At 69.8% G+C, this 24,231-nt stretch carries 20 protein-coding genes and 1 tRNA gene; 10 read left to right on the top strand and 11 right to left on the bottom strand.

Annotation, left to right across the window (positions count from 1 at the left end):
* Positions 1-2: 2 nt before the first annotated feature.
* The 5 genes from ABTZ59_RS25430 to ABTZ59_RS25410 all read left to right on the top strand — a co-directional run bounded on the left by ABTZ59_RS25430 (position 3) and on the right by ABTZ59_RS25410 (position 6,570).
* Positions 3-611 carry a response regulator gene (locus ABTZ59_RS25430; RefSeq protein WP_351415935.1) on the top strand — a complete coding sequence of 203 codons (609 nt, stop codon included), beginning with the start codon at positions 3-5 and terminating at the stop codon, positions 609-611.
* A 170-nt stretch (positions 612-781) separates the two neighbouring features.
* The gene (locus ABTZ59_RS25425; RefSeq protein WP_351415931.1) at positions 782-1,603 is read left to right on the top strand and encodes a trypsin-like serine peptidase; all 822 of its coding nucleotides are present in this window, start codon (positions 782-784) and stop codon (positions 1,601-1,603) included.
* A 399-nt stretch (positions 1,604-2,002) separates the two neighbouring features.
* Positions 2,003-3,388: an NAD(P)/FAD-dependent oxidoreductase gene (locus tag ABTZ59_RS25420; RefSeq protein ID WP_249952601.1), complete on the top strand. Its 1,386-nt coding sequence runs from the start codon at positions 2,003-2,005 to the stop codon at positions 3,386-3,388.
* A gap of 259 nt (positions 3,389-3,647) precedes the next feature.
* On the top strand, positions 3,648-4,958 hold the full coding sequence (locus ABTZ59_RS25415) for a class I SAM-dependent methyltransferase (RefSeq protein WP_351415926.1): 1,311 nt from the start codon (positions 3,648-3,650) through the stop codon (positions 4,956-4,958).
* A 214-nt stretch (positions 4,959-5,172) separates the two neighbouring features.
* Complete coding sequence (locus ABTZ59_RS25410) at positions 5,173-6,570, top strand: phospholipase D-like domain-containing protein (RefSeq protein WP_351415919.1); 1,398 nt, start codon at positions 5,173-5,175, stop codon at positions 6,568-6,570.
* A 104-nt stretch (positions 6,571-6,674) separates the two neighbouring features.
* On the opposite strand, the gene ABTZ59_RS25405 is transcribed toward ABTZ59_RS25410, so the two are convergent.
* On the bottom strand, positions 6,675-9,218 hold the full coding sequence (locus ABTZ59_RS25405) for an ABC transporter permease (RefSeq protein ID WP_351415916.1): 2,544 nt from the start codon (positions 9,216-9,218) through the stop codon (positions 6,675-6,677).
* Positions 9,219-9,526: 308 nt separating this feature from the next.
* Entirely contained in the window at positions 9,527-10,297 is a 771-nt protein-coding gene (locus ABTZ59_RS25400) for an ABC transporter ATP-binding protein (protein WP_351415911.1), read from the bottom strand.
* A 432-nt stretch (positions 10,298-10,729) separates the two neighbouring features.
* On the opposite strand from ABTZ59_RS25400, the gene ABTZ59_RS25395 reads away from it, so the two are divergent.
* Positions 10,730-10,812, top strand: a tRNA-Leu gene (locus ABTZ59_RS25395).
* 229 nt (positions 10,813-11,041) lie between these two features.
* Positions 11,042-11,920, top strand: a complete 879-nt coding sequence (locus ABTZ59_RS25390) for a Bax inhibitor-1/YccA family protein (RefSeq protein WP_351415905.1) — start codon at positions 11,042-11,044, stop codon at positions 11,918-11,920.
* Positions 11,921-12,030: 110 nt separating this feature from the next.
* On the opposite strand, the gene ABTZ59_RS25385 is transcribed toward ABTZ59_RS25390, so the two are convergent.
* A complete protein-coding gene (locus ABTZ59_RS25385; protein ID WP_249952595.1) occupies positions 12,031-12,261 on the bottom strand; it encodes a DUF4287 domain-containing protein in 231 nt (76 codons plus the stop codon).
* A gap of 111 nt (positions 12,262-12,372) precedes the next feature.
* Here ABTZ59_RS25385 and ABTZ59_RS25380 point away from each other — a divergent pair, with 111 nt between their 5' ends.
* Positions 12,373-12,693 carry a hypothetical protein gene (locus tag ABTZ59_RS25380; RefSeq protein WP_351415900.1) on the top strand — a complete coding sequence of 107 codons (321 nt, stop codon included), beginning with the start codon at positions 12,373-12,375 and terminating at the stop codon, positions 12,691-12,693.
* Positions 12,694-12,717: 24 nt separating this feature from the next.
* Here the strand turns inward: ABTZ59_RS25380 and ABTZ59_RS25375 are convergent, their stop codons facing one another.
* The 3 genes from ABTZ59_RS25375 to ABTZ59_RS25365 all read right to left on the bottom strand — a co-directional run bounded on the left by ABTZ59_RS25375 (position 12,718) and on the right by ABTZ59_RS25365 (position 16,360).
* Positions 12,718-13,575, bottom strand: a complete 858-nt coding sequence (locus ABTZ59_RS25375) for a hypothetical protein (RefSeq protein WP_351416015.1) — start codon at positions 13,573-13,575, stop codon at positions 12,718-12,720.
* Positions 13,576-13,854: 279 nt separating this feature from the next.
* A complete protein-coding gene (locus ABTZ59_RS25370; RefSeq protein WP_351415897.1) occupies positions 13,855-15,075 on the bottom strand; it encodes an acetyl-CoA C-acetyltransferase in 1,221 nt (406 codons plus the stop codon).
* 208 nt (positions 15,076-15,283) lie between these two features.
* Positions 15,284-16,360 (bottom strand): SGNH/GDSL hydrolase family protein, encoded by a 1,077-nt coding sequence (locus tag ABTZ59_RS25365; protein ID WP_351416011.1) that lies wholly within the window; start codon positions 16,358-16,360, stop codon positions 15,284-15,286.
* Between the two features lie 156 nt (positions 16,361-16,516).
* On the opposite strand from ABTZ59_RS25365, the gene ABTZ59_RS25360 reads away from it, so the two are divergent.
* Entirely contained in the window at positions 16,517-17,911 is a 1,395-nt protein-coding gene (locus ABTZ59_RS25360) for a cystathionine beta-synthase (protein WP_351415892.1), read from the top strand.
* 425 nt (positions 17,912-18,336) lie between these two features.
* Here ABTZ59_RS25360 and ABTZ59_RS25355 read toward each other — a convergent pair whose 3' ends face one another.
* From ABTZ59_RS25355 to ABTZ59_RS25335, 5 genes are all read right to left on the bottom strand, one after another.
* Entirely contained in the window at positions 18,337-18,759 is a 423-nt protein-coding gene (locus ABTZ59_RS25355) for a hypothetical protein (protein WP_351415887.1), read from the bottom strand.
* 42 nt (positions 18,760-18,801) lie between these two features.
* A complete protein-coding gene (locus ABTZ59_RS25350; protein ID WP_351415883.1) occupies positions 18,802-19,755 on the bottom strand; it encodes an ABC transporter substrate-binding protein in 954 nt (317 codons plus the stop codon).
* Between the two features lie 163 nt (positions 19,756-19,918).
* The gene (locus ABTZ59_RS25345) at positions 19,919-20,584 is read right to left on the bottom strand and encodes an ABC transporter permease (RefSeq protein WP_351415879.1); all 666 of its coding nucleotides are present in this window, start codon (positions 20,582-20,584) and stop codon (positions 19,919-19,921) included.
* Positions 20,585-20,590: 6 nt separating this feature from the next.
* Positions 20,591-21,250 carry an ABC transporter permease gene (locus ABTZ59_RS25340; protein ID WP_351415874.1) on the bottom strand — a complete coding sequence of 220 codons (660 nt, stop codon included), beginning with the start codon at positions 21,248-21,250 and terminating at the stop codon, positions 20,591-20,593.
* Positions 21,247-22,452, bottom strand: a complete 1,206-nt coding sequence (locus ABTZ59_RS25335) for an ABC transporter ATP-binding protein (protein ID WP_351415867.1) — start codon at positions 22,450-22,452, stop codon at positions 21,247-21,249. Before ABTZ59_RS25335 ends, ABTZ59_RS25340 begins: the two co-directional genes overlap by 4 nt.
* Positions 22,453-22,606: 154 nt before the next feature.
* Between ABTZ59_RS25335 and ABTZ59_RS25330 the strand changes: the two genes are divergently transcribed.
* On the top strand, positions 22,607-24,214 hold the full coding sequence (locus ABTZ59_RS25330; protein WP_351416008.1) for an aromatic amino acid ammonia-lyase: 1,608 nt from the start codon (positions 22,607-22,609) through the stop codon (positions 24,212-24,214).
* Positions 24,215-24,231 lie beyond the last annotated feature (17 nt).

Below are 24,231 nucleotides of genomic sequence, written 5' to 3'. Positions count from 1 at the left end.
TTGTGACCATTCGAGTCCTATTGGCCGACGACGAGAAGCTGATCCTCGGAGCACTCTCCGCGCTGCTGGCGACGGAGGAGGATCTGGAAGTGGTCGCAGAGGCTGAGAACGGCCTCAAAGCGGCCGCACTCGCCAGAAAGCTGATTCCTGACATCTGCGTACTGGATCTCCAGATGCCGGGAAAGGATGGCATCGCCGTCATACGCGATTTACAGCAGACTCATCCTTCCATCGGTTGCCTGGTGGTCACCTCGCACGCGGCGCCCGGATATCTGAAGCCGGCGCTTCTGGCGGGAGCCCGCGGGTTCGTACCGAAGACGACATCGGCGAGGGAGCTGGCGGACATCATCAGAATGGTCCACCAGGGCATCCGGTACATCGATCCGGAGATGGCGGCCGACGCGATCTCGGCGGGCGAATCGCCGCTGACCAAACGAGAGGCGGACATCCTCTCCCTGGCGGCGGACGGGGCACCTATCGAGGAGGTGGCGCAACGCGCGGTCCTGGCACCCGGGACGACCCGCAACTACCTGTCGAACATCACGGTCAAGCTGAAGGTGGCCAACCGGCACGAGGCCGCCCGTGTCGCGCGGCAGTGCGGGTGGATCTGACTCCACCGCTCGACCGGCCAACGATCGTGCCGGGGGTTCGGGCGGAGGGGCGGTCGGGGTGGGCCGCCCCTGCGTAACCCCTGTGCACCCCCTGCGTATCCCCTGTGCATCCCCTGCGACAGCGCCCCAGTCGCGGGCCCCGTCAGCCGTGCCCAGACTGGGAGTAACGGGTGATCCGGGAAGGAGCGCGCCATGGCCAGCCCGTCCGGTACCGGCCGACGCGCCTGCGCCCGGTCGAGGGCCGACCGGTCCGGCCACTGAACGTGTACCAGCCCGACCGGCGGGTCGAGATGGACAGCCTCGCCTACCCCTTCAGCACGGTCGGCCGGGTCACGGTCCCGGTCGCCCCCGGTTCGGCCGAGGTGAAGGTCGGGACGGGCACGCTGATCGGTCCCCGCCATGTGCTGACCGCCAGTCACGTCATGAACTGGCACTGGCCGGGCCCCAACCTCAGCCCGGTCGCGTTCACCCCGTCGTTCAACCGAGGAGCGGCACCCTTCGGGGTCGCGAACGCCACCCGCACCTACTGGTTCAGGGAGGTGGACAACCCGGACGACGAGATCAGCGTCTCGCTGGACTACATCGTCTTCGTGCTCGACCGGCCGCTCGGCGACCAGCTGGGCTTCATGGGAACGCGGGCGTACAGCAACGACTGGGACGACAAGCCGTTCTGGTTCAACGTGTCGTACCCGCACGACCTCGGGAACGACGAAGTGCCGTTCTTCCAGGACCAGGTGTCGTTCGAGGACGCCGACAACCCGGGAATCGTCGGGCAGGAAGGCGACGGCCTCTACATGGACACCGAGACGGCGAGCGTCGACCATGGTGCCTCGGGCAGTGCGTTCTTCGCGTTCTGGGCCAATGAGGACTTCCCCCGCGTCGTATCGGTGACCAGTGCCGAAGGCACGCTCAACTTCGACGACGACAACTGGGCGGCCGGCGGCCCGCCCCTGAACCGCCTGGTCAACAAGGCCCGTGCCGATTTCCCCTAGGCATCGGCCGCCCCGTCGCCCCGAGGGCTCCCGGAGGCGCTGCGAGCCCTCCCCGAGGCCGCCGCGAGAAAGTTCGTGAACTTCTTCACAAGGAAATCGGCCCCGGGGAGTGGTGGGGCTGTTCCCGATGGCGGTCTGTTAGCCCCAAGGGGCCCCCGCGCCCTTATACCGGGCGGTTCCGGGCACGTTACGCGCGTATGAACAAGGCGGCGCGGTTCACCCCCGTCCGAGCGCTGAGGGCCAGCTCACGAGGGGTGGGCAACGACTAAACCCGCCATCTGGTTCCCCCGCTGGACCATGATGTCGATCACGCGGGCCGCGCAGTGTAGCACTAGGGGGCCTCTACCTTGTGAAGGGGCTCACGAGCACCCCCTCCGAGGGGGGTGGATACTCGATGGCATGAGCACCACGGAGCGTCCCAGGATCCTCGTTGTAGGCGGTGGGTACGTAGGCCTGTACGCAGCTCGTCGCATTCTGAAGAAGATGCGCTACGGGGAGGCGACCGTCACGGTTGTCGACCCTCGCTCGTACATGACGTACCAACCCTTCCTCCCCGAAGCCGCCGCCGGCAGCATTTCGCCTCGGCATGTCGTCGTCCCGCTGCGACGCGTGCTGCCCAAGGCTGAGGTGCTCACCGGCCGGGTCACGACCATCGACCAGGATCGCAAGGTCGCCACGGTCGCGCCGCTCGTCGGCGAGGCCTATGAGCTGCCCTTCGACTACCTCGTCGTCGCGCTCGGCGCCGTCTCCCGTACCTTCCCGATCCCCGGCCTCGCCGAGCAGGGCATCGGCATGAAGGGCATCGAGGAGGCCATCGGGCTGCGCAACCACGTCCTTGAGCAGCTCGACAAGGCCGACTCGACCGCCGACGAGGAGGTCCGCCGCAAGGCGTTGACCTTCGTCTTCGTGGGCGGCGGCTTCGCCGGCGCGGAGACCATCGGTGAGGTCGAGGACCTGGCGCGCGACGCGGCCAAGTACTACACGAACGTGAAGCGCGAGGACATGCGCTTCCTCCTCGTCGACGTCGCCGACAAGATCCTTCCCGAGGTCGGCCCGAAGCTGGGCGCCTGGGGCAAGGAGCACCTGGAGAGCCGTGGTGTCGAGGTCTATCTGAAGACCGGCATGGACTCCTGCGTGGACGGCCACGTCGTGCTCAACAACGGCCTTGAGGTCGACTCCAACACCATCGTCTGGACGGCCGGTGTCAAGCCGAACCCGGCGCTCGCGCGCTACGGTCTGCCGCTCGGCCCCCGGGGCCATGTGGACACCAGCGAGAAGCTTCAGGTGCAGGGCACCGACTACATCTGGGCCGCCGGCGACAACGCCCAGGTCCCGGACGTCATCGGCCGCAAGGCCGGCAACCCGAACGCCTGGTGCCCGCCGAACGCGCAGCACGCGCTGCGGCAGGCGAAGGTCCTCGGCGACAACGTGATCTCCGGTATGCGGGGCTTCCCGCAGAAGGAGTACAGCCACGCCAACAAGGGTGCGGTCGCCGGACTCGGCCTGCACAAGGGCGTCGCGATGGTCGTCATGGGCAAGATGAAGATCAAGCTCAAGGGCCGGCTGGCCTGGTACATGCACCGCAGCTACCACGGCATGGCCATGCCGACCTGGAACCGCAAGATCCGGGTCTTCGCCGACTGGACGCTCGCGATGTTCCTCAAGCGCGAGGTCGTCTCGCTCGGTGCCATGGAGACGCCGCGCGAGGAGTTCTACGAGGCCGCCAAGCCGACCCCGGCGGCAGCCGTGGCGCCGTCCGCGCCGGAGAAGGCGAAGGCTTCCTGACGCCGCCGCGCCGAACCCCGAAAGGGCCGTCCGCCATCCGTGGTGCGGGCGGCCCTTTCGCGTGCCCCGGGCTCGGTGGGCCGCCCAGGGGTGGGCCGCCCAGGGGTGGGGTGCAAAGGGCGCACATCCATCCCAAAGTGCGTGGTAGATGCAGGTATTTTGCCGTCTCATTGCGCGTCGCCGGGACTGCGACCACACCCGACCGGTGTTTACGTGGTGTTGAGCGTTTCCGGTATTCCTCATGACGGAGGTGTACGCAATGGCCGACGCCGCACTGCGGCTGACCACTCTTGCCGAAGAGTTGCTGGGGGCCCCGCTCCCGGTCCGTATCCGTGCCTGGGACGGCAGCGAATCGGGTCCCCCGGACGCTCCGACCCTGATCATCCGTAACCGTCGTGCCCTCCGCCGCCTCCTGTGGAAACCCGGCGAACTGGGGCTCGCGCGCGCCTGGGTGGCCGGGGAGATCGATGTGAAGGGCGATCTCTTCGAGGCCCTGGGGCTGCTCGCCGGGCTCATCTGGGAGCGCGGCGCCGCCACCAAGGACGAGCCGCACCCCGTACTCGACCCCCGTATGCGGGCCGTCGCGCGCGGGCTCGTACAGATCGCGGGACCCTGGCCGCCGCCCGCCCCGCCCGCCGAGGAGATCCGGCGGCGGCACGGATCGCTGCACACCAAGCGCCGCGACAGGGCGGCGATCAGCCACCACTACGACGTGGGCAATGACTTCTACGAGCTGGTGCTCGGCCCCTCGATGGTCTACTCGTGCGCCTACTGGGGCGGCGGCGACGGCCACGGCGACGGCTTCACCCTTGAGGACGCACAGCGCGACAAGCTCGATCTGATCTGCCGCAAGCTCGCCCTCAAGGAGGGCGACCGGCTGCTCGACGTCGGCTGCGGCTGGGGCTCGATGGCCATCCACGCCGCCCGCGAGTACGGCGTTCGCGTCACCGGCGTCACCCTCTCGCGGGAGCAGGCCGCCTACGCGCGCAAGCGCGTCGCCGAGGAGGGCCTCACCGACCGGATCGAGCTGCGGGTCCAGGACTACCGGGACGTCAGGGACGGACCGTACGACGCGATCTCGTCCATCGGGATGGCCGAGCACGTGGGCTCGGTCAAGTACCGCGAATACGCGGACGATCTGTACGCCCTGCTCAAGCCGGGCGGCCGGCTGCTCAACCACCAGATCGCCCGCCGGCCGGAGCAGGACGAGAGCAAGTACCGCATCGACGAGTTCATCGACGCGTACGTCTTCCCGGACGGCGAACTCGCGCCGCTCGGCAGGACGGTCGCCACGCTGGAGGAGGCGGGCTTCGAGGTCCGCGACGTCGAGTCGATCCGGGAGCACTACGCCCTGACCCTGCGCCGCTGGGTGGCCAACCTGGAGGACCACTGGGCAGAGGCCGTACGCAGCACCTCCGCCGGACGCGCCCGCGTCTGGCGCCTCTACATGGCGGCGTCCGCGCTCTCCTTCGAGCGGAACAAGATCGGCGTCAACCAGATCCTGGCCGTGAAGACCCCGGAGAGCGGCGCCTCCGGGATGCCGGCGCGAGCGCGTGTGTGGGGCGGCTGACGCGGGACATCGTGCGGGTGACAAAGAGGTGAGTGGGCCCGGATGAGGGCGGGGGAATTGGTACGTTCTGCCGTCCGGGCCTGGATCACGGAGCCGCTGGGCACACCCCTGCCCGGCGGCTCCGTTTTCTGTGTCCCGGTAGGTGTTTCCGACACGCGCTCCCTCACGCGCCCTCTCACGCGCTCCCTGAGCCGAAACCGAACAGGAGGCAGGTGTGCACCACCACCGCCATCGCCGTCGCCGGCGCGGAATCCAGCTGTTGGGCCTGGCCGTCGCCCTGATGTCCGTCGTGGCCGTTCCCGGCGCCGCGCGGGCCGACGGGGACAACCGGGCGGGCGGGGACAGCGGCGACAACGGGTCCGAGTTCCACGCCCCGTCCGAGGCCGAGCCCGCCGAGGCGCTGTCCAAGGCCGAGCCCGAAGCCTCGTCGCCGTCCCCCTTACCGGCCGGGGCCCCCGCCGCCCCGGTCACCACCGGCGCGATCTTCAACGACCCCGCGGGCACCCCTGCCGAGCGGGACAGGATCAGGAACCATGTCGTCTCGCTGGTCGACGGCGCCGCCGCGGGCAGTTCGATCACCGTATCCCTGTACACCTTCACCGACGACCGCGTCCGCACCGCCCTGATCGCCGCCAAGGAACGAGGCGTCGCCGTCCGGGCGATCCTGGACTACAAATCGCACGAGACGGTCACCGCCGGGGGTGAGTACGAGAACCTCGCGGCGGGCCTCGGTACCGACCGGACCAGGCCGTCCTGGGTGATGTCCTGCCCCTCGACCCGCTCGTGCGTCGGCAACCGTACGATCGGCAGCCGGGCGATCAACCACAACAAGTTCTTCCTCTTCTCCCGCACCGGAGGAGCGGAGAAGGTCGTCGTGCAGACCTCGGCCAATATGACCGGCGTCCAGCGCACGGACCTGTTCAACAACGCCGTGACGATCGCCGATCCCGGTCTCTACGACAACTACGCGGCGTACTTCTCCGACCAGCTGAGGTACGGCGCCTCGGGCGCGGGTCTCGCGACGTACTTCCGGACGCCGTCCAGCGCGACCGATCCCGCGTACAAGACGTACTTCTTCCCGCGCCGGGAGACCTCCGGCACGGACTACCGGAAGGACCCGGCCACCGACACCGTCAAGCTCGTCCTCGACAAGGTCGCCTGCTCGTCGACGCACCGCTCCGAGGTGCGGATGGCGGCGAACCTCTTCTACCGCGACCAGATCGCGAGCAAGCTCGTGGCCATGAAGAACGCGGGCTGTCTGGTGTATCTGGCGGGCGACGGCAATCCGAACGGCGGAGGCGTCGGCGTACCGTCGCTCGGCAGGACCGTCACCTCCATCGTCTCGGGCAAGCTCACCCAGCGCGTGGAGTGCTGGGAGGACCCGCCCACGAGCGGGGCGCCGAAGATCGGGCTGCACTCCAAGTACCTGCTGGTGAACGGTACATACGACGGTGTCGCCAACCAGAAGATCGTCTGGACCGGCAGCCACAACTACTCGTGGCAGGCGCTCCGTTCCAATGACGAGACCCTGCTGAAGATCGACAATGACGCGATTCACGACCAGTACAGGGCCGACCACGATCATCTGATGCGCTACTGCGCCGGCACCTGAGTACGCGGGAGAGGGCGGGCCCCCGCCCTGGGGTCCCGCCCTCTCCCGCCTTCTCCCGCTCCGTCCCGTGAGCGGCGCTGTCCCGTGCGCCGCCCGGTCCCGTGCTACTCGGTCTTGATGGCCGTCAGCATGTTCAGCTTCGCGGCGCTGCGCGCCGGCCACAGCGCGGCCAGGACACCCACCACACCGGCCAGCACCAGGAAGAGCCCGACCCGGTCCCACGGAATGACCAGCGCGTAACCAGGGATCTGGTCCTTGACGGTCTCACCGATCGCCCAGGCGACGAAGGATCCGAGACCCACCCCGATCAACGCGCCGAAGAGCGAGATCACCACGGCCTCCAGCCGGATCATCCGCTTGACCTTGGTCCGGTCGAGGCCGATGGCCCGCAGCATGCCGATCTCCTGCTGACGCTCGAAGACGGACATCGCCAGCGTGTTGACGACCCCCAGGATCGCGATGACCAGGGCCATGGCCAGCAGGCCGTACATGATGTTCAGCGCGGTGTTGATGAGGCCGCCGAACTGGTTCCTGATGTCCTGCTGATCCATGATGGTGATCGCCGGGTTCTTGCCCAGCGAGTCCACCAGCGCCTGCTCGTGCGCGTCGCTCGCGCCGCCCTCCATCTTCACCCACACCTCGGGGATGTACATCCGGGACTCGTGCGCCGCGGCCAGTTCGGTCGACATCAGCACCGGTGAGAGGAATTCGTTCTTCGCGAAGGTGGCGCCGACCTTCAGCTTGCCGGTCTTGCCGTCGCTGTAGGTGACCGACAGGGTGTCACCGACCTTCCAGCCGTTGGACTTGGCGGTGTCCTCGGCCACCGCGATCCCGCCCTGGGCGAGGGTGTCCAGCGAGCCGGAGACCGAGGCGATGTTGATGACCTTCTCGATGTCCCCGGGGGTGACCGCGGAGGCGGAGTGGAAGCGGTCCTTGACCTCCACCGAGGCGACCATCTGAGGGGAGACCGCGCTCACGCCGGGCGCCTTCTCCAGCGCGGTGAGCGTGGACTCGTCCATCCGTCCGCCGCCCGCCATCGTCACCATGTAGTCGGCCTTGATGTTGTCTGTGGTCATCTTGTCCACGGCCTGGCTGACGGTGACCCCGAGCACCGTCAGCCCGGTGACCAGCGTGAGTCCGATGGCCAGCGCGGAGGCGGTGGCGCCGGTACGCCGCGGATTACGGACGGCGTTCAGCCCGGCCAGCTTGCCCGACACCCCGAAGACCCCGAGCAGCAGCGGCCGTACCAGCGCGATGACCGGCCGCGACAGCAGCGGGATCAGCACGATCACACCGACCATCGTCAGGAACGCGCCGGCACCGATGAGCAGCCGGCCGTCGGAACCGGCTCCGGCGCCCGCGACGATCACAGCGGCGCCGAGCAGGGCCAGCGCGCCGCCGATGGAGTTGCGTACGACGAGCGACTTGGTGGTGGCCACGCCGTGCACGCTGCTCATCGCGGCCACCGGCGGGATCTTCGCGGCCCGGCGGGCGGGCAGCCAGGCGGCGAGCAGCGTGATCAGGATCCCGACACCGAAGGCGGCGCCGACGGCGGTCGGCGAGATCACCAGCGGTCCCGCGGGCATCTTCGCGCCCGCCATGTTCATCGCCGAGCGCAGCGCCACGGCGAGCCCGATGCCGAGGACGAATCCGATCGTGGAGGCGATCGCGCCGACCACCGCGGCCTCGGCCAGCACCGAGCGCTTGACCTGGCGGCGGGTGGCGCCGACGGCGCGCAGCAGCGCCAGTTCCTTGGTGCGCTGGGCGACCAGCATGGTGAAGGTGTTGGAGATCAGGAAGACGCCGACGAAGAGCGCGATGGCGGCGAAGGCCAGCAGCATCTGGTTGATGCCGCTCAGGTTCGACTCGATCTGATCGGCCTGGTCGGAGGCGAGCCGCTCACCGGTCTTCGCCGTGGCGTTCTCCGGCAGCAGGGGCTCGACCTGGTCGAGGATCGCGCTCTCGGCGGCGCCGGCCTTGGCGGTGATGGTGAGATCGCTGTAGAAGCCGGGTTCCAGATAGAGCTTCTGCGCCACGGCGGTGTCGAAGAGGACCAGGCTGCCGCCCGCGTTGACCTCTCCGTCGTCCGTGGTGAAGACACCCGTGAGGGTGAACTCCTTCACCGGCCCGTTGGAGGCGACCCGTACCGGCTCGCCGACCGTGTACTTCCCCTCGGTCGCGGTCGCCTTGTCGAGCGCGATCTCAGTGTCCTTGGTGGGCCCCGAGCCTTCGACGAAGGTGTAGGCGGGGTCCTTGCCGTTCTTGCCCGGCGCGAAGTTGGAGCCGTTGTTGGCCCAGCCGTCGCCGATCAGCTTGCCGTCGGGATCGGGGACCCCGGCGAAGCCGTTGACCCGCCCGGTGACGGAGTCGACCCCGTCCAGGGCCCCGATCTTGCCGACGGTCTCCTGGCTGACCCCGGGGTCGGACTTGGCGTCCTCGGGGTTGCCGGTGTCGCGATGGTCGTACGCGGTGACGCCGACGGCGACGTCCTTGTAGCTCTTGGCCGACTGGTTCTGGAAGGCGTTGCCGAGGGTGTCGGTGAAGACCAGGGTGCCGGAGACGAAGGCGACGCCGAGCATGACGGCGAGGACCGTCATCAGCAGCCTGGCCTTGTGCGCGAGCACGGTGCGCAAAGCGGTACGGAACATGGTGGAAGTCCTGGTGAGGTGGGCGGAGAGGGCAGGCCGAACAGACGGGCCGACACGACGGACCGGACCGAGGGGGCGGATGTGGGGGCCGACTGCCGGAGCGTCAGCACGAGCGGGCCACGTACGGGTGAACGGCCGGGTGAACGGTCGCGTCAAGGGGCCGGGTCAAGGGCCACGCACGGGAGAAGCGCCCCGTACGGGTTAACGCTCACGCGGGTTGACGCTCACGCACGGGTCCGTACGGTCGTGCCGGTCGGACGGTGACGGCCCAGGGGCCGGCGTACGGGCGGAACGGAGTTGGCGGAGCGTCAGCTCGTACGGCCCTTGGCGTCGAACGCCTTCATCCGGTCGAGCACCCCGTCGGCGCTCGGGTGCAGCATCTCGTCGACGATCCTGCCGTCGGCGAGGAAGATGACACGGTCCGCGTAGGAGGCGGCCGCCGGGTCGTGCGTCACCATGACGACGGTCTGGCCCAGTTCCCGAACGGAGTTGCGCAGGAAGCCGAGCACCTCGGCGCCGGAGCGCGAGTCCAGGTTCCCGGTCGGCTCGTCACCGAAGATGATCTCGGGCTGGGAGGCCAGCGCGCGGGCGACGGCCACGCGCTGCTGCTGCCCGCCGGAGAGCTGGGTGGGCCGGTGGCCGAGCCGGTCGGCGAGCCCGATCATCGAGATCACCTTGTCCAGCCACGCCTTGTCGGGCTTGCGGCCCGCGATGTCCATCGGGAGCGTGATGTTCTCCAGGGCGGTCAGGGTCGGCAGCAGGTTGAACGCCTGGAAGATGAAGCCGATCTTGTCCCGGCGCAACTGCGTGAGCTGCTTGTCCTTGAGGGTCGACAGCTCGGTCTCACCGATCCGTACGGAACCGCTGCTGAAACTGTCGAGGCCGGCCACGCAGTGCATCAGCGTGGACTTGCCGGAGCCGGACGGGCCCATGATCGCGGTGAACTCTCCCTGCTGGAAGTCCACGGAGACATGGTCGAGGGCGACCACCTGGGTCTCGCCCAGGCCGTAGACCTTCGACAGATCGGAGGCGCGGGCGGCCACGGCGGTGGCGCGGTGGGCGAGCGAGGTGGTGGTCACGGGAGGACTCTCCTGTCGGTGCGCTGTGAGGACTTCTCCATCCTCATGGCGGGCGGGGCGCGAATCGTCCGCCGTGGTAACCGTTCCCGGGGCCGTCTTGGGTCTGACCGCCGAGTCGTGCCCTCCTCCTCGGGGATGACACGACCCCTGACACGGATCCGCCGTAAGTCGCTTCGCGGTCGTGTTCGAGGCAGTCTCCGTGCCGCGCGTCCGCGGCGACGATGCCAAATGCGTGACCGGGCGGCGACTTTTCGTCATTCCTGCACGCCCCGGTCGGGGATGACCACCCGCGCCGGGCATGTGCCGACGACTCGTTACGTGGTCTGACGCACCCTCAGACGTCAATAAAATAAGACAACATCGGGTAGCCGCTCGGCTGTTCGAGTGGTGTGCCCCGATAGGCTCCTGTGCCAACGCGGCGTCGCGCGCCTTGCCCGGATGGTGGAATGCAGACACGGCGAGCTTAAACCTCGCTGCCCCTCGGGGGCGTGCCGGTTCAAGTCCGGCTCCGGGCACATCACCGGCGAAGGCCGGCCGGCCGGCGCCGGTGGACGCGCCGGGCCGGAAGCGCTCCGATGATCCGGGAGCGCCCAGGAGTGGCCGCCGGGATGACAGCCGGTGTGACGAGATGCACCCAGCGGACGTCACGATCCTGGAAAGATCCTCCCCGAGCACTAGGGCGTACGCTTTGCGCTCCCATTACTCTTGTCCCAAGGCCGCGCAGGGCGGCCATGGAGGAGTGAGATGAGGAGCAGTAACCCGGTCTTCTCGCGACGGGGCTTCAGCCGCGACAACGGCCACGCGGGCTTCAACGCGGCGCCGCAGGCCGGGGGCCCCGCTGTAGGAACCAACCCGTACGCGACCAACCCGTACGCCACCAACCCCTATGCCCCGCAGCAGGGCACCCAGCTCGGCGGCCCGCAGGCGCCCGCGCGCCCCGACGTCATGACGATCGACGACGTCGTGAGCCGTACCGGCATGACGCTGGGCACGGTCGTGCTCACCGCCGTCCTGTCGTGGGTCCTGCTGCCGGTGGACCCCGCCAACCTCGGTAAGTCGTACGGCATCGCCATCGGTGCCGCGCTCGTGGCGCTGGTCCTCTCGTTGATCCAGTCCTTCAAGCGCAAGCCGGCTCCCGCGCTGATCCTCGCGTACGCCGCCTTCGAGGGTGTCTTCCTCGGTGTGATCAGCTCCACGGTGAGCACGTACCTCTCGCCCGGCGTGGTTGTCCAGGCGGTCATGGGCACGATGGCGGTCTTCGTCGGCGTCCTGGTCGCCTACAAGATGCGCTGGATCCGGGTCACCCGGCGCTTCTACGGTTTCGTGATGGCCGCCGCCATGGGCTTCGTGCTCCTGATGGTCGCCAACCTGCTCTTCAGCGTCTTCGGTGGCGGTGACGGCCTCGGCTTCCGCAGCGGCGGTCTGGGCATCATCTTCGGCATCGTCGGCATCATCCTCGGCGCCTGCTTCCTCGCGCTCGACTTCAAGCAGGTCGAGGACGGCGTCGCGTACGGCGCTCCGCGCGAGGAGTCCTGGCTCGCGGCCTTCGGTCTCACACTGACCCTGGTGTGGATCTACCTGGAGATGCTGCGGCTGTTCTCCATCCTGCAAGGCAACGACTGACGCCACACGGCCTGAGCGGTAGGCCGAGCAGCGCGAAGGGGTCCGTGGGCACTGTGCCCGCGGACCCCTTCGCGCTGTGCCGTGCGGTGGATGACGTCTCTGGTGTCGGATCAGAGCAGGCGGCGGGCCGCCCGCCGCAGGTCGTACTCGTGGATGATCGCCTTCGCGTGTCCGTACGCGAGATTGTGCTCGCCCCTCAGCCAGCTGACCTTCTCCTCGAAACGGAGGAGGGCCGGACCTTCCTCGACCGTGCGAAGCCAGTCGGAGATCTCTCTGCCGGTGCAATGAGGGATGCGGGAGAGCATGTTGCGATGGGTCTCTTCGGAGAAGACAAGGGACATCGGCGCCTCCGGACGCTTGCGCGTACTGGTCCTTCACGCCACCGTGCCTGAGCGTTCGCCTGTTGGCAACAGTCCTGGAGGGGCCCTTGTCCGTTCGCGTAAGGTCGCGGCGTGCTCGATACGACGACTCTGACGGCCGCAGTGGACCGATTCGCCGACCGGTTGCGGGCCGCCCCGCAGAGCCGGCTCCAGCGCGGAGCCGCCGCCGAGGCGCTGGCTCTGGCCAGGGAACTCTCGGTACGGGCCCAGCGGCTCGACGACCCTGGCGAGGAACCCCGGATCATGCCGGACTCCGGCGTCTTCGTGGTCGCGGACCAGCTCACGGTCGCGGCCGGGGATCTGGCGGAGGCATTGCGAACGGCCCCGTCCGTGGCGGAACTGGACGAGGCCGTGAGATCGGTGGAGCGGGCGGCGGTGCGTGCCGGGCTCTGAGGCCCTTGTCCGAGGCCGAGGCCCTCAGAGGGACGCGATGACGCGGTCCGCGAGGATGTAGACGTGCTCGCCGCCGCAGGAGAAGGTCAGGGCGTACGCGCCGGAGACTCCGGAACCCCCCAGCAGGAACGGGGCCTCGCCCTCCCGCAGCGCCCCGGCGAGCCGCTCGGCGGTCTCGCGGTGGCCCGGGGTCATGCAGAGCGTCGTACCGTCGGCGAAGACATAGACGTCGAGGGTGCCCAGCGGGCCGGGACGTACGTCCGCGAGCGCCGTACCGGTCTCGGCGAGTTCGTCGAGCCGTGACACCGTGCGCTCATGGTCGGTGACGACGGGGGCCTGCACCGGCACGAAGTCGGGGTGCGAGGGGTGCCTGCGGCGGGCGGCGGCCAGCTCGGCGGAGTCCTCCGCGTACTCACCGGCCTCGCCCACCCCGCTCACCTCGCTGACCTCGGTCAGCTCCGGGTAGTCCGCGAAGTCTTCGAGTGCGTCGGCGGCGTCGAGGTCCAGCGCCTCCAGCCCGGTGAAATCCACCTGGCGGGGCACGTAGTACGGGCTCTCCTCGGTGCCGAAGCCGGGCAGCCCGCCCAGCAGCGAGGGGGTGTCGGCGGCGTCCCGGGCCTCCTGGGCGGCCCAGAAGGCGCGCGCCTCGGCGAGCTCGCGCTCGCGCTCCTCGGCGAGAGCCTCGGCGACGGCGGTCCGTATGTCGTCGGCGTGGGTGGCGCTCCTGGCCTGGGGTACGGCGGCGGTGAAGTCGCCCTGGGTCGACGCGGACAGTTCGGCGCGCAGCGCGCTGACCTGCTTGCGCAGCCCGTGGGCGGCGTGCAGGGCGGCGACGCCCACGGCCGTGGCGGTGGCTGTGGTCAGCAGCAGGGCAAAAGACATGGCGCTCACTGACTACTCCCGATTCCGATCGATACCCCCGACTTCCTACCTCAGCTTGTCGTGGGCGAGCGCCGCCCGTCAGTGCATTACGTCACGAATTGGACAGGTCTTTGGGCCTTATGTTTACCGCGGATGAGGCTCTGACCTGGGCGAATGAACCTCCCCCGGGTGCAGGTCACATCCTGGGGGAGATTCAGTCACAACTGGGGATCGTCGGGGTTGAGGTGCGCTTATCCGACTCGCACGACTACTCTCCGCTACGAACCAGCCCGGTCCCGCTCAGCTCAGACGCTCGATGACCATGGCCATGCCCTGGCCGCCGCCCACGCACATCGTCTCCAGACCGAACTGCTTGTCGTGGAACTGAAGGCTGTTGATCAGCGTGCCGGTGATCCGCGCGCCGGTCATGCCGAACGGGTGGCCGACCGCGATGGCGCCGCCGTTGACGTTCAGCTTCTCCAGCGGCACACCCAGATCCCGGTAGGACGGGATGACCTGGGCGGCGAACGCCTCGTTGATCTCGACCAGATCGATGTCGTCGATGCTCAGCCCGGCGCGCGAGAGCGCCTGGCGGGACGCCTCGACCGGGCCGTATCCCATGATCTCGGGCGACAGGCCGGTGACACCGGTGGAGACGATCCGGGCCAGCGGAGTCAGGCCCAGCTCGCGCGCCTTGGTGTCGGACATGATCACGAGTGCCGCCGCGCCGTCGTTGAGCGGGCAGCAGTTGCCGGCCGTCACCAGGCCGTCGGGACGGAAGACGGGCTTGAGGCCCTGGACGCCCTCCATCGTGACGCCCGCGCGCGGGCCGTCGTCCTTCGCCACGACCGTGCCGTCCGGGGTCGTCACGGGCGTGATCTCGCGCTCCCAGAAGCCGTTCTTGATGGCTTCCTCGGCGAGGTTCTGGGACCGTACGCCGAACTCGTCCATGTCCTGGCGGGTGATGCCCTTGAGACGGGCCAGGTTCTCCGCGGTCTGGCCCATCGCGATATAGGCGTCCGGGACCAGACCGTCCTCGCGCGGGTCGTGCCAGCCGGCACCCGTGCTCTGCGCGACCTCGGCGGTGCGGGCCTCGGCGTCCGCGAAGAGCGGGTTGTGGGTACCCGGCATGCCGTCCGAGGAGCCGTTCACCGAGCGCGAGACCATCTCGACCCCGGCCGAGATGAAGACATCGCCCTCGCCCGCCTTGATGGCGTGCAGCGCCATCCGGGAGGTCTGGAGGGACGAGGAGCAGTAGCGGGTGATGGTGCAGCCGGGGAGGTGGTCCATGCCCAGCTGTACGGCGACGATCCGGCCGAGGTTGTGGCCCTGCTCGCCGCCGGGCAGGCCGCAGCCGAGCATCAGGTCGTCGATGTCGCGGGGGTCGAGCTCCGGGACCTTGGCCAGCGCGGCCTCGATGATCGTGGCGGTCAGGTCGTCGGGCCGCAGTTCCTTGAGCGAGCCCTTGAAGGCCCGGCCGATGGGGGAACGGGCGGCAGAGACGATCACGGCTTCGGGCATCACGGCTCCATGGGGCTGGGAGTGGGCACGGGGGAGATGACGGGGGTGAGCGGGCGGGAGTGGGCGGTGGGAGAGGGCGGAGGGGAATGAGCTGGGGGTGAGCCGGCGGAGAGGGAGCGTCCTCCTGGGAAGTTACCCGTACGTAGTGTCGCGGGCACCGGGCGGGACATGTGATGCGGACCTCTTTTCCAAGCGCTTGCTCAGGCGCTTATGCCTCCCGGCCCACGTGCTGGGACTCCTCGGCGTCCGGGGGCACGTCCGGAGGGGTCGCTCCCGGCGGGACGGCTCCCGCCGGTGTCGCTCCTGGCGGGACGGCTCCCGCCGGTGTCGCTTCCGCCGCTGTCGGCAGACGACGACGCCGACGGTGCTTCAGCAGGGCCCACGGGGCACGGGCGCCGGTGACCTCCGTACCCGCCTGGGACGCCGCGGCCGAGGCAGCCTTCGCCACCGGCAGCATGTCCTCGTCGCGGGTCGCGTCGAGCCGGTCCGTCTCCGGCCACAGATTGAGGACCGCGCACAGCGTGGGCAGGACCGCCATCGCGGCCGTCGCGTACCCCTCGGCCGACGGGTGGTAGTTGTCCGGGCCGAACAGCTCCCGCGGATTCGCCGCGAACTCCGGGCCCAGCAGATCCCCCAGCGAGACCGTACGGGCGCCCTGCTCGACCGCCACGATCGTCTGGGCGGCGGCCAGCTGGCGGCTCACCCGGCGGGCCAGCCAGCGCAGCGGCTGGTACACCGGCTCGATCGTGCCGAGATCCGGGCAGGTGCCGACGACCACCTCCGCCCCGGCCGTACGCAGCCGCCGTACCGCCGCCGCCAGACACCGCACCGACTGGGTCGCGGGCAGCCGATGGGTGACGTCATTGGCGCCGATCATGATCACGCAGACATCCGGGACCCGGGCCGTGTCCGACAGCAGCAGGGTCACCTGCCGGTCCAGATCGTCCGACCTGGCCCCGGGCAGCGCCACGTTCCACAGATCCACGGGGCGCTCGGCGACCGCCGCGAGCCCCGAGGCGAGCAGCGCCCCCGGCGTCTGCCCCGCCCGCCGTACGCCCTGTCCCGCGGCCGTGGAGTCGCCGAGCATGCCCATGCGCAGCGGCTCCGTCTGCCCGTAGGCCAGTCCGTACCAGCCGTCGCCGCTGGGCGGTACGGGGGCGCTTCCGCCGCCGACCGACCGCTTCGCCAACTGGACCTCCGCCAGCAGCAGCCCCACGCCCGCCGCTCCCAGCAGACCGATGCCGCCGCCTCCGTAGGCCGCACCCGCGGCGATCCGCCGCGCCACCCTCGCCCTCGACACAGTCCGAGCCACCTCCTCCAAGCCGCCGTACGCACGAGTATGGGTGCGCACACCAGCTAACTGCCCCGTAAGGACTGTCACCCAATCTCACGCGTGTGCGCATACGCTGGCCGCACCATCACGGAGACCCCGGAGACTACGGTGCAATTCCACGACTCGATGATCAGTCTGGTTGGCAATACCCCGCTGCTTAAGCTGACCAGCGTGACCGAAGGCATTCAGGCGACAGTCCTGGCCAAGGTCGAGTACTTCAACCCCGGCGGTTCGGTGAAGGACCGCATCGCCCTGCGCATGATCGAGGCCGCCGAGGAGAGCGGGGAGCTCAAGCCCGGCGGCACGATCGTCGAACCGACGAGCGGCAACACTGGCGTCGGCCTCGCCATCGTGGCCCAGCGCAAGGGCTACAAGTGCGTCTTCGTCTGCCCCGACAAGGTCTCCACGGACAAGATCAATGTGCTCCGGGCCTACGGCGCCGAGGTCGTCGTCTGCCCGACGGCCGTCGATCCCGATCACCCCGACTCCTACTACAACGTCTCCGACCGGCTGGTCCGTGAGACGCCCGGGGCCTGGAAGCCGGACCAGTACAGCAACCCGAACAACCCGCGCTCGCACTACGAGACGACCGGTCCCGAGCTGTGGAAGCAGACGGACGGGAAGATCACCCATTTCGTCGCGGGCGTCGGCACGGGCGGCACCATCAGCGGGACCGGCCGCTTCCTCAAGGAGGCGAGCGACGGGCGCGTACGGATCGTGGGCGCGGACCCCGAGGGGTCGGTCTACTCGGGCGGCTCCGGCCGGCCCTATCTGGTCGAGGGCGTCGGCGAGGACTTCTGGCCGACGGCGTACGACCGTACGGTCACGGACGAGATCGTCGCCGTGTCCGACAAGGACTCCTTCCAGATGACCCGGCGCCTTGCCAAGGAGGAGGGCCTGCTCGTCGGCGGCTCCTGCGGCATGGCGGTCGTGGCCGCGCTCAAGGTCGCCGAGGGGCTCGGCCCGGACGATGTCGTGGTTGTCCTGCTGCCGGACAGCGGCCGGGGCTATCTCAGCAAGATCTTCAACGACGAGTGGATGAACGACTACGGCTTCCTGGAGCAGGGCGGTGACGCGGCGAGCGTCGGTGACGTCCTGCGGCACAAGGAGGGCGCCATCCCGACGCTCGTCCATATGCACCCGGAGGAGACGGTCGGCGAGGCCATCGAGGTGCTGCGGGAGTACGGCGTCTCGCAGATGCCGATCGTGAAGCCGGGCGCCGGCCACCCGGACGTGATGGCCGCGGAGGTCATCGGCTCGGTCGTGGAGCGGGAGCTGCTGGACGCGCTGTTCACCCGGCGCGCCTCGCTCGGTGACCCGCTGGAGAAGCACATGTCCTCCCCGCTGCCGCAGGTGGGTTCCGGCGAGCCGGTGGCCGATCTGATGGCGGCGCTGAGCGGTTCGAATGGGTCCGACGCCGCGATCGTGCTGGTGGAGGGCAAGCCGACAGGCGTCGTGAGCAGGCAGGATCTGCTGGCGTACCTCTCGAAGGACGTGAAGTAAGGGCGTGAAGCGGGGACCCGGGCCGACGCCGGGGGCCGTCCGGCGGGGCGGCGCCGGACGGCGAAGGCGCGGGTTCGCGAAAGTGGTACGAGCGCGACACGTCAGCGCAGCACCGGCTTAACACGGGTCCGGCACAGTGGCTGTTGTCGGCGTCAAGGACTTCCGGAGCGGCTCCCGGACCTCCATGGACGCCCGGACACGAGACCGGCCCTGACCCGGAACGTGTCCCTCGCGGGGACCGCCGTCGTCCCGCCCCCCGGTAACGGGGGTGCGGCGGTCCCCGCGACATACTTCTTTCGCGTGGCTCGGCCCCGGCGGGACCGCCCCCGGCTTTGTCCAGCGGTCGGCGGCGTCCCCCCGGTCATGTCGACCGGCCGGAGGCCTCGTCCCCGGTCATGTCCAACGGCCGGAGGCCTCGCCCCCGGTCATTCCTCCCAGTCGGAGGCTTCGCGCCGCTTCCGGTCCGGCCAGGGCCAGCCCCGGGCGGCGTGCACCGCGTTCACCGCGACGATGCCCAGCCAGCAGACGACCAGCCCCTCGAAGCCCGCGTTCACCACGGCTATGGCGGTCAGTGGAATGGCGAGGACCAGCGAGACCACACCGAACCCGAAGCGCTCGCCGAACCCCGACCCGGAGGCAGCGGGCCGCCGGCCACCGCCGCGGGCGGCCACCATCTGCTGCTCGGCGAGTCGCCGCCGGACATGGCGGTCGGTCATCCCGTCCATGCGCTGCTCCACCTTTTCGAGGAACGATTCGATCAGTGCGGGCTCGTAGTCCGCCCCCAGCTCGTTACGGGCCTGAAGGGTGGCGTCGAGCTCCTTCTTGAGCTCAGGGTCGCGGGCTTCCATGACGGCCACGGTACGGAGCGGGACATCCTCCGCGCATTGGGGTTAGCCCCCGTTTTTCCCTGAGGAGTTCTTCAGGCCGTGGTCCGCCGCCCAGGCGTTCGCGACGTCCTCCGGATCCTTCTTGTCCTTGTCCACCTGGCGGTTGAGCTCCGTCAGGGCCTCGGTCGTCAGGGCGTTGCCCAGCCGCGCCAGCGCCTTGCGCACGGTGGAGTCGGCCTTGCGGTCGGCGATCAGCGGGACGATGTGCTGGCCGGGGACGAGGTTCTTGGGGTCGGTCAGGACCACCCAGCCCTCGGCGGCGATGTCCGTGTCCGTGGTGAAGAGATTGGCGACATCCACATCGCCCTTCTTCAACGCGCCCTTGACGAGCGGTCCCGAGGAGTCCAGCGACTTGAACTCCTTGAACTCGACCCCGTACACGTCCTTGAGCCCGACGACGCCCACGACCCGCTTCTTCACCTCGGGCGCCGCGCCGATGACCAGCTTGCCGTTCTGCTTCTTCAGGTCCGCCAGCGTCCTGAGGCCGTACCTGTCGGCGGTCTCGCGGGTGACGGCGAAGGCGTCGGAGTCCTCGGCCTTCCCGTACGGGAGGATCTGGAGGCCCGTGGGGAGGACGACGGCGAGGGCGTTCTGCATCTCGCCCTCCTCCGTTGCGGTCGCCTCGGGGTCGAGGTAGTGCAGCAGCGCGCCCTGGTACTCGGGGAGCAGATCGATGTCGCCGCCCTTGAGCGCCGGGATGAGGATCTCGCGGGTGCCGAGGTTGGCGCGGACCGTCGTCTTCACCCCGGCGGCGCCGAGCACGGCGGCGTAGAGGTGGCCGAGGATCTGGTTCTCGGTGAAGTTGGCGGTGCCGATGGTGATGCCGTCAGCGCTGGAGCCGCCGCCGCTCCCGCCGCCGCCTTGGCCGTCGAGGGAGGTGATGCCGCTGCTGCACGCGGCGAGCGCGGGGACGGAGGCCGCGGCGAAGAGCCCGCCGAGGACCTTCCGCCGGTTCATGGTGGTCTTCGCAGCCCGTTTCGCAGCCGTGTTCGCAGGCGTGTTGGTAGCCATGTTCGTAGGCGTGTTCGTAGGCGGGTTCGCAGGCGGGTTCGTGCGCCGGTTCGTGCGCCGGTTCGTGTCCGGGTTCACGGGTGGGTTCGAGGTCACTGGAGTGGTCTCCCTAGGCGGCGGTGCGGTGGCGGAAGAGGACGCGCTGAAGCCCGGACAGCGCCAGATCGAGGGCCACGGCGACGAGCGCGACCAGCACGGCTCCGCCCAGGACCTGGACCAGGTCGCGCTGGGCCAGACCGTCGAAGACGTACCGGCCGAGCCCGCCGAAACTGACGTACGCGGCGATGGTCGCCGTCGCCACCACCTGGATCAGCGCGAGCCGCAGCCCGGTCATGATCAGCGGCAGCGCGAGCGGGATCTCGACCTGGAGCAGCACCTGACGGCCGCGCATGCCCTGGCCCTTGGCCGCGTCCTTCACCTCCGGGTCGACCGCGGTCATCCCGGCGTACGTGTTGGTCACGATGGACGGAATGGCGAGGGCCACCAACGCCACGTACACCGGCGTCATGGACAGCCCGCTGGCCAGGAAGACCAGCACGACGAGCCCGACCGTGGGCAGGGCGCGGCCGAACGAGGCGAGGTTGATGGCGAGAAACGCGCCCCGGCCGGTGTGCCCGATGAGCAGCCCGAGGGGCAGCGCGATCAGCGCTGCGATGACCGTCGCGATCAGCGAGTACTGGAGGTGTTCGGCGAGACGGTGCCCGATACCGTCCGGGCCCGTCCACTGCTCGCTCGACACCAGCCAGGAGCCGAGGTCCTTGAAGAGTTCGTACATGTCGGGTCAGGCCTTCCCACTCTTCGGTCGCGGCTGCCTCGTCCAGGGGGTGAGCACGTACTGCACGGCCACCAGCAGCGCATCGGCGACCAGCGCGAGCAGCAGGGTCAGCACGACTCCGACGACCACCGGGGTGGGGAAGTTGCGCTGGAAGCCGTCGGTGAAGAGCTGGCCGAGGCCGCCGTCGCCGATATAGGTCGCGACGCTGACCAGCGAGATCGACATGACGGTGGCGATCCGTACGCCCGCCATGATCACGGGGAGCGCGAGGGGCAGCTCGACGGTGAGGAGCGTACGCAGCGGGCGCGTGCCCATGGCGACGGCGGCCTCGCGCGCCTTGGCAGGGACGGAGTCCAGCCCTTCGACGGTGTTCCGCAGCAGGACGACCAGCGTGTAGATCGTCAGGCCGATGACGGTGGTGGTCCTGGTCAGCCCGGAGACGGGCAGCAGCAGCACGAACACCGCGATGGAGGGGATCGTGAACAGGACGTTGGAGAGCCCGAGGAGGAAGCCGCGAAGCGGCCGGACGCGATGGGCGAGCACCGCCAGCGGGAGCGAGATCAGCAACCCGAGGAGCACGGCGGTCAGGGCGGCCTGGAGATGGGAGAGGGTGAGGGTGGTGAGATCGCCCGCGTGGTCGGATATCCACGCCCACTCGATGGTCATGCGGCCCCGCCCGGGGTCTCCGACAGGGCCGTGGTCTCCGACAGGGCCGTGGTCTTCGTCGGCGCCGGGGCCGTCGTCAGGGCCGTGGACTCGGCCAGGCGTACGGCCGCCCGCGCCGCTTCCTGGTGCCTGCGGCCCGCGTGCTCATGGATCGCCTCGCGCGAGGTGACCCCGGTCAGTACACCGTCGGCGTCGACCCGGGCTATCAGACCGGACGGGGAGGCGATCGACTCGTTCAGCGCGGCGAGCAGGGAGTCGGTGTCGCGCAGCGGCCGTACGGGCGTGAGCGGGGCGCCGGGGGCGGCGGCATCCGGGCCGGACGGGCTGTCCGGGGCGAGCCAGCCCAGTGGCTCGTTCCGCGCCGAGACGACCAGACGCGGTTCAGGACCGGGCGGGGGCGCCGGCGCGTCCTCCCGTACCGTCGTGGCCCGCTGGAGCGGTACCTCGGCGAGCGTCGTCAGCGAGAGCAGCTTCAGCTCGCGCTCCGCGCCGAGGAAGTCCGCGACGAAGTCGTCGGCCGGGCGGGCCAGCAGTTCGGCGGGGGCGGCGCACTGCACCAGATGGCCGCCGGTCCGGAAGACCGCGATCCGGTCGCCGAGCCGTACCGCCTCGTCGATGTCGTGGGTGACGAACGCGATGGTCTTGTTCAGCTCGCGCTGGAGACGGATCAGCTCGTCCTGGAGCTGGGTCCGTACGACCGGGTCGACCGCGCCGAACGGCTCGTCCATCAGAAGCACCGGCGGATCGGCCGCCAGCGCCCTGGCCACCCCCACGCGCTGCTGCTGGCCGCCCGAGAGCTGGTGCGGGTAGCGCTTGCCCGCCTCGGCGGCCAGCCCGACCGTCTCCAGCAGTTCCGCGGCCCGTGCGCGGGCCTTCTTGCGTCCCCAGCCCAGCAGCAGGGGCACGGTCGCGATGTTGTCGAGGACCGTACGGTGTGGAAAGAGGCCCGACTGCTGGATGACATAGCCGATACCACGCCGCAGCTCGGCGGCGTCCTGTTCGAGCACATCCCGGCCGCCGAGCCGGATGGTCCCGGACGTCGGGTCGACCATCCGGTTGATCATGCGAAGGGTGGTGGTCTTGCCGCAGCCCGAGGAGCCGACCAGGACGGTGATCCCGCCCTCCGGCATCTCCAGTGTGAGGTCGTGAACCGCCGTGGTGCCGTTGGGGAAGCGTTTGTTCACCGCGTCGAATTTGATCATCAGTCGTCCCTTGCCCCGCGTCCCTTGCCCGGCTGCATATAGTCATGCAGAGTTCTCGTTGTCTGAATAGATTGTCAATGCCCCCGGGTAAATCAGTCGTTACGGATGGCCGCAGGGCAAGACAAAGCGTCCGTTAAGGAGGCGTTCGCGCATGATGTCGTCCCACATGATGGACTCGTCGGGCTCACGCACCACCCCGAGCACGGCCATCGTCGTACTGGACGGACAGAGCCTCCCGGTGACCGATGTCGTACGCCTGGCCGATGGCGCCGCTCGTCCGGTACCCGGAACCGACGCGATGAAGCGTGTCGAACAGAGTTGGCATGTCGCGCGCGAGCTGGCCGCCTCCGGCCGGGTGTACGGGCGCTCCACCGGCGTCGGCGCCAACCGCACCGAGGCCGTGCCCACCGAGGCCGCCGCCGACCACGGCCTGCGGCTGCTGCGCAGCCACGCCGGTGCCATCGGTGACCCCCTGCCCGCCCGCGAAGTCCGCGCCATGCTCGCCATACGGGCCAACCAACTCCTCGCGGGCGGCGCCGGACTGCGGCCGACCGTCGTCACCGCCCTCTGCGAGGCGCTGGAGTCCGGCGCGTACCCCGTGGTCAACGAGTTCGGCTCGGTCGGTACGGGCGACATCGCGGCCCTCGCCCAGATGGGGCTGGCCCTCGCCGGTGAACACCCCTGGCAGGGCGGCCGGGCGCCCGAGGCGCAGCCCCTCGACAACAACGACGCCCTCGCCCTGATCAGCAGCAACGCCCTCACCCTCGGGCAGTCCGCGCTCGCCCTCCACGAACTGCGCCGGCTGTGCGCCGCCACCGAACTGGTCGCCGCGCTCTCGCTGCTGGCCGTCGACGGCTCGTACGAGGCGTACGCGGAGCCCGTGCACGCCGCGCGCCCGCACCCCGGCTCGTACGCCGTCGCCGCGAACATGCGGGCGATCCTCGGTGCCCCCGAACGGCCGGGACCGCCGCTCGGCCGGATCCAGGACCCGTACGGCTTCCGCTGTGTCCCGCAGATACACGGCCCGGCGCGCGACGCCGCCGACGCGCTGGAGCACGCCCTCGCCGTCGAGATCAACGCCGCCGCCGAGAACCCGCTGATCCGCCCCGGCACGGAGGCGGACCCGATCCCCGCCGCGTACCACCACGGCGGCTTCTATCTGGCCCAGGTCGCCCTGGCGCTCGACCACCTGAGGCTCTCGCTGGTGCAGACGGCGCGGCTCTCCACCTCCCGGCTCTCCGCGCTCAACGAGCCCGCCTTCACCCGGCTGCGGCCCTTCCTCGCCGACGCCGAGCCCGCGAGCTCGGGGGTGATGATCCTGGAGTACGCGGCCGGGGCGGCCCTCGGCGATCTGCGGGCGTTCTCGGCGCCGGCCTCGCTCGGGCACGCGGTACTGTCCCGTGGCGTGGAGGAGCAGGCGAGCTTCGCCTCGCTCGCCGCGCGCCAGACCCTGCGCCTGGGGAGCGCGTACCGGCTGGTCGTCGGCTGTGAACTGGTCGCCGCCGTACGGGCCCTGCGCCAGCGCGCGCTACGGCCGGATCCGGGGCTTCCGGTCGGCAGGGCCTTCGAACTGGCCGAGACCGTACTCCAGGACGAGGCCGCGGACCGGCCGTTGACCGATGATGTGACAGCCGCCGCCGCGCTGCTCGACCGATTCACGGACCTGGTGCCGGACCGGGTGGGGGATCCGGCGAACGACGCGGCCACGAAGGCTCCGACCGGCCGGACAACGACGGGCGGACCGTGGCCGACCAGGCCATGACCGAGCAGGCCATGACC

Source organism: Streptomyces sp. NPDC094034 (assembly GCF_040303865.1).
Classification (GTDB): domain Bacteria; phylum Actinomycetota; class Actinomycetes; order Streptomycetales; family Streptomycetaceae; genus Streptomyces.
The sequence above is the reverse complement of the archived record's forward strand: the minus strand, read 5'-3'. Positions and strand labels throughout refer to the sequence as shown.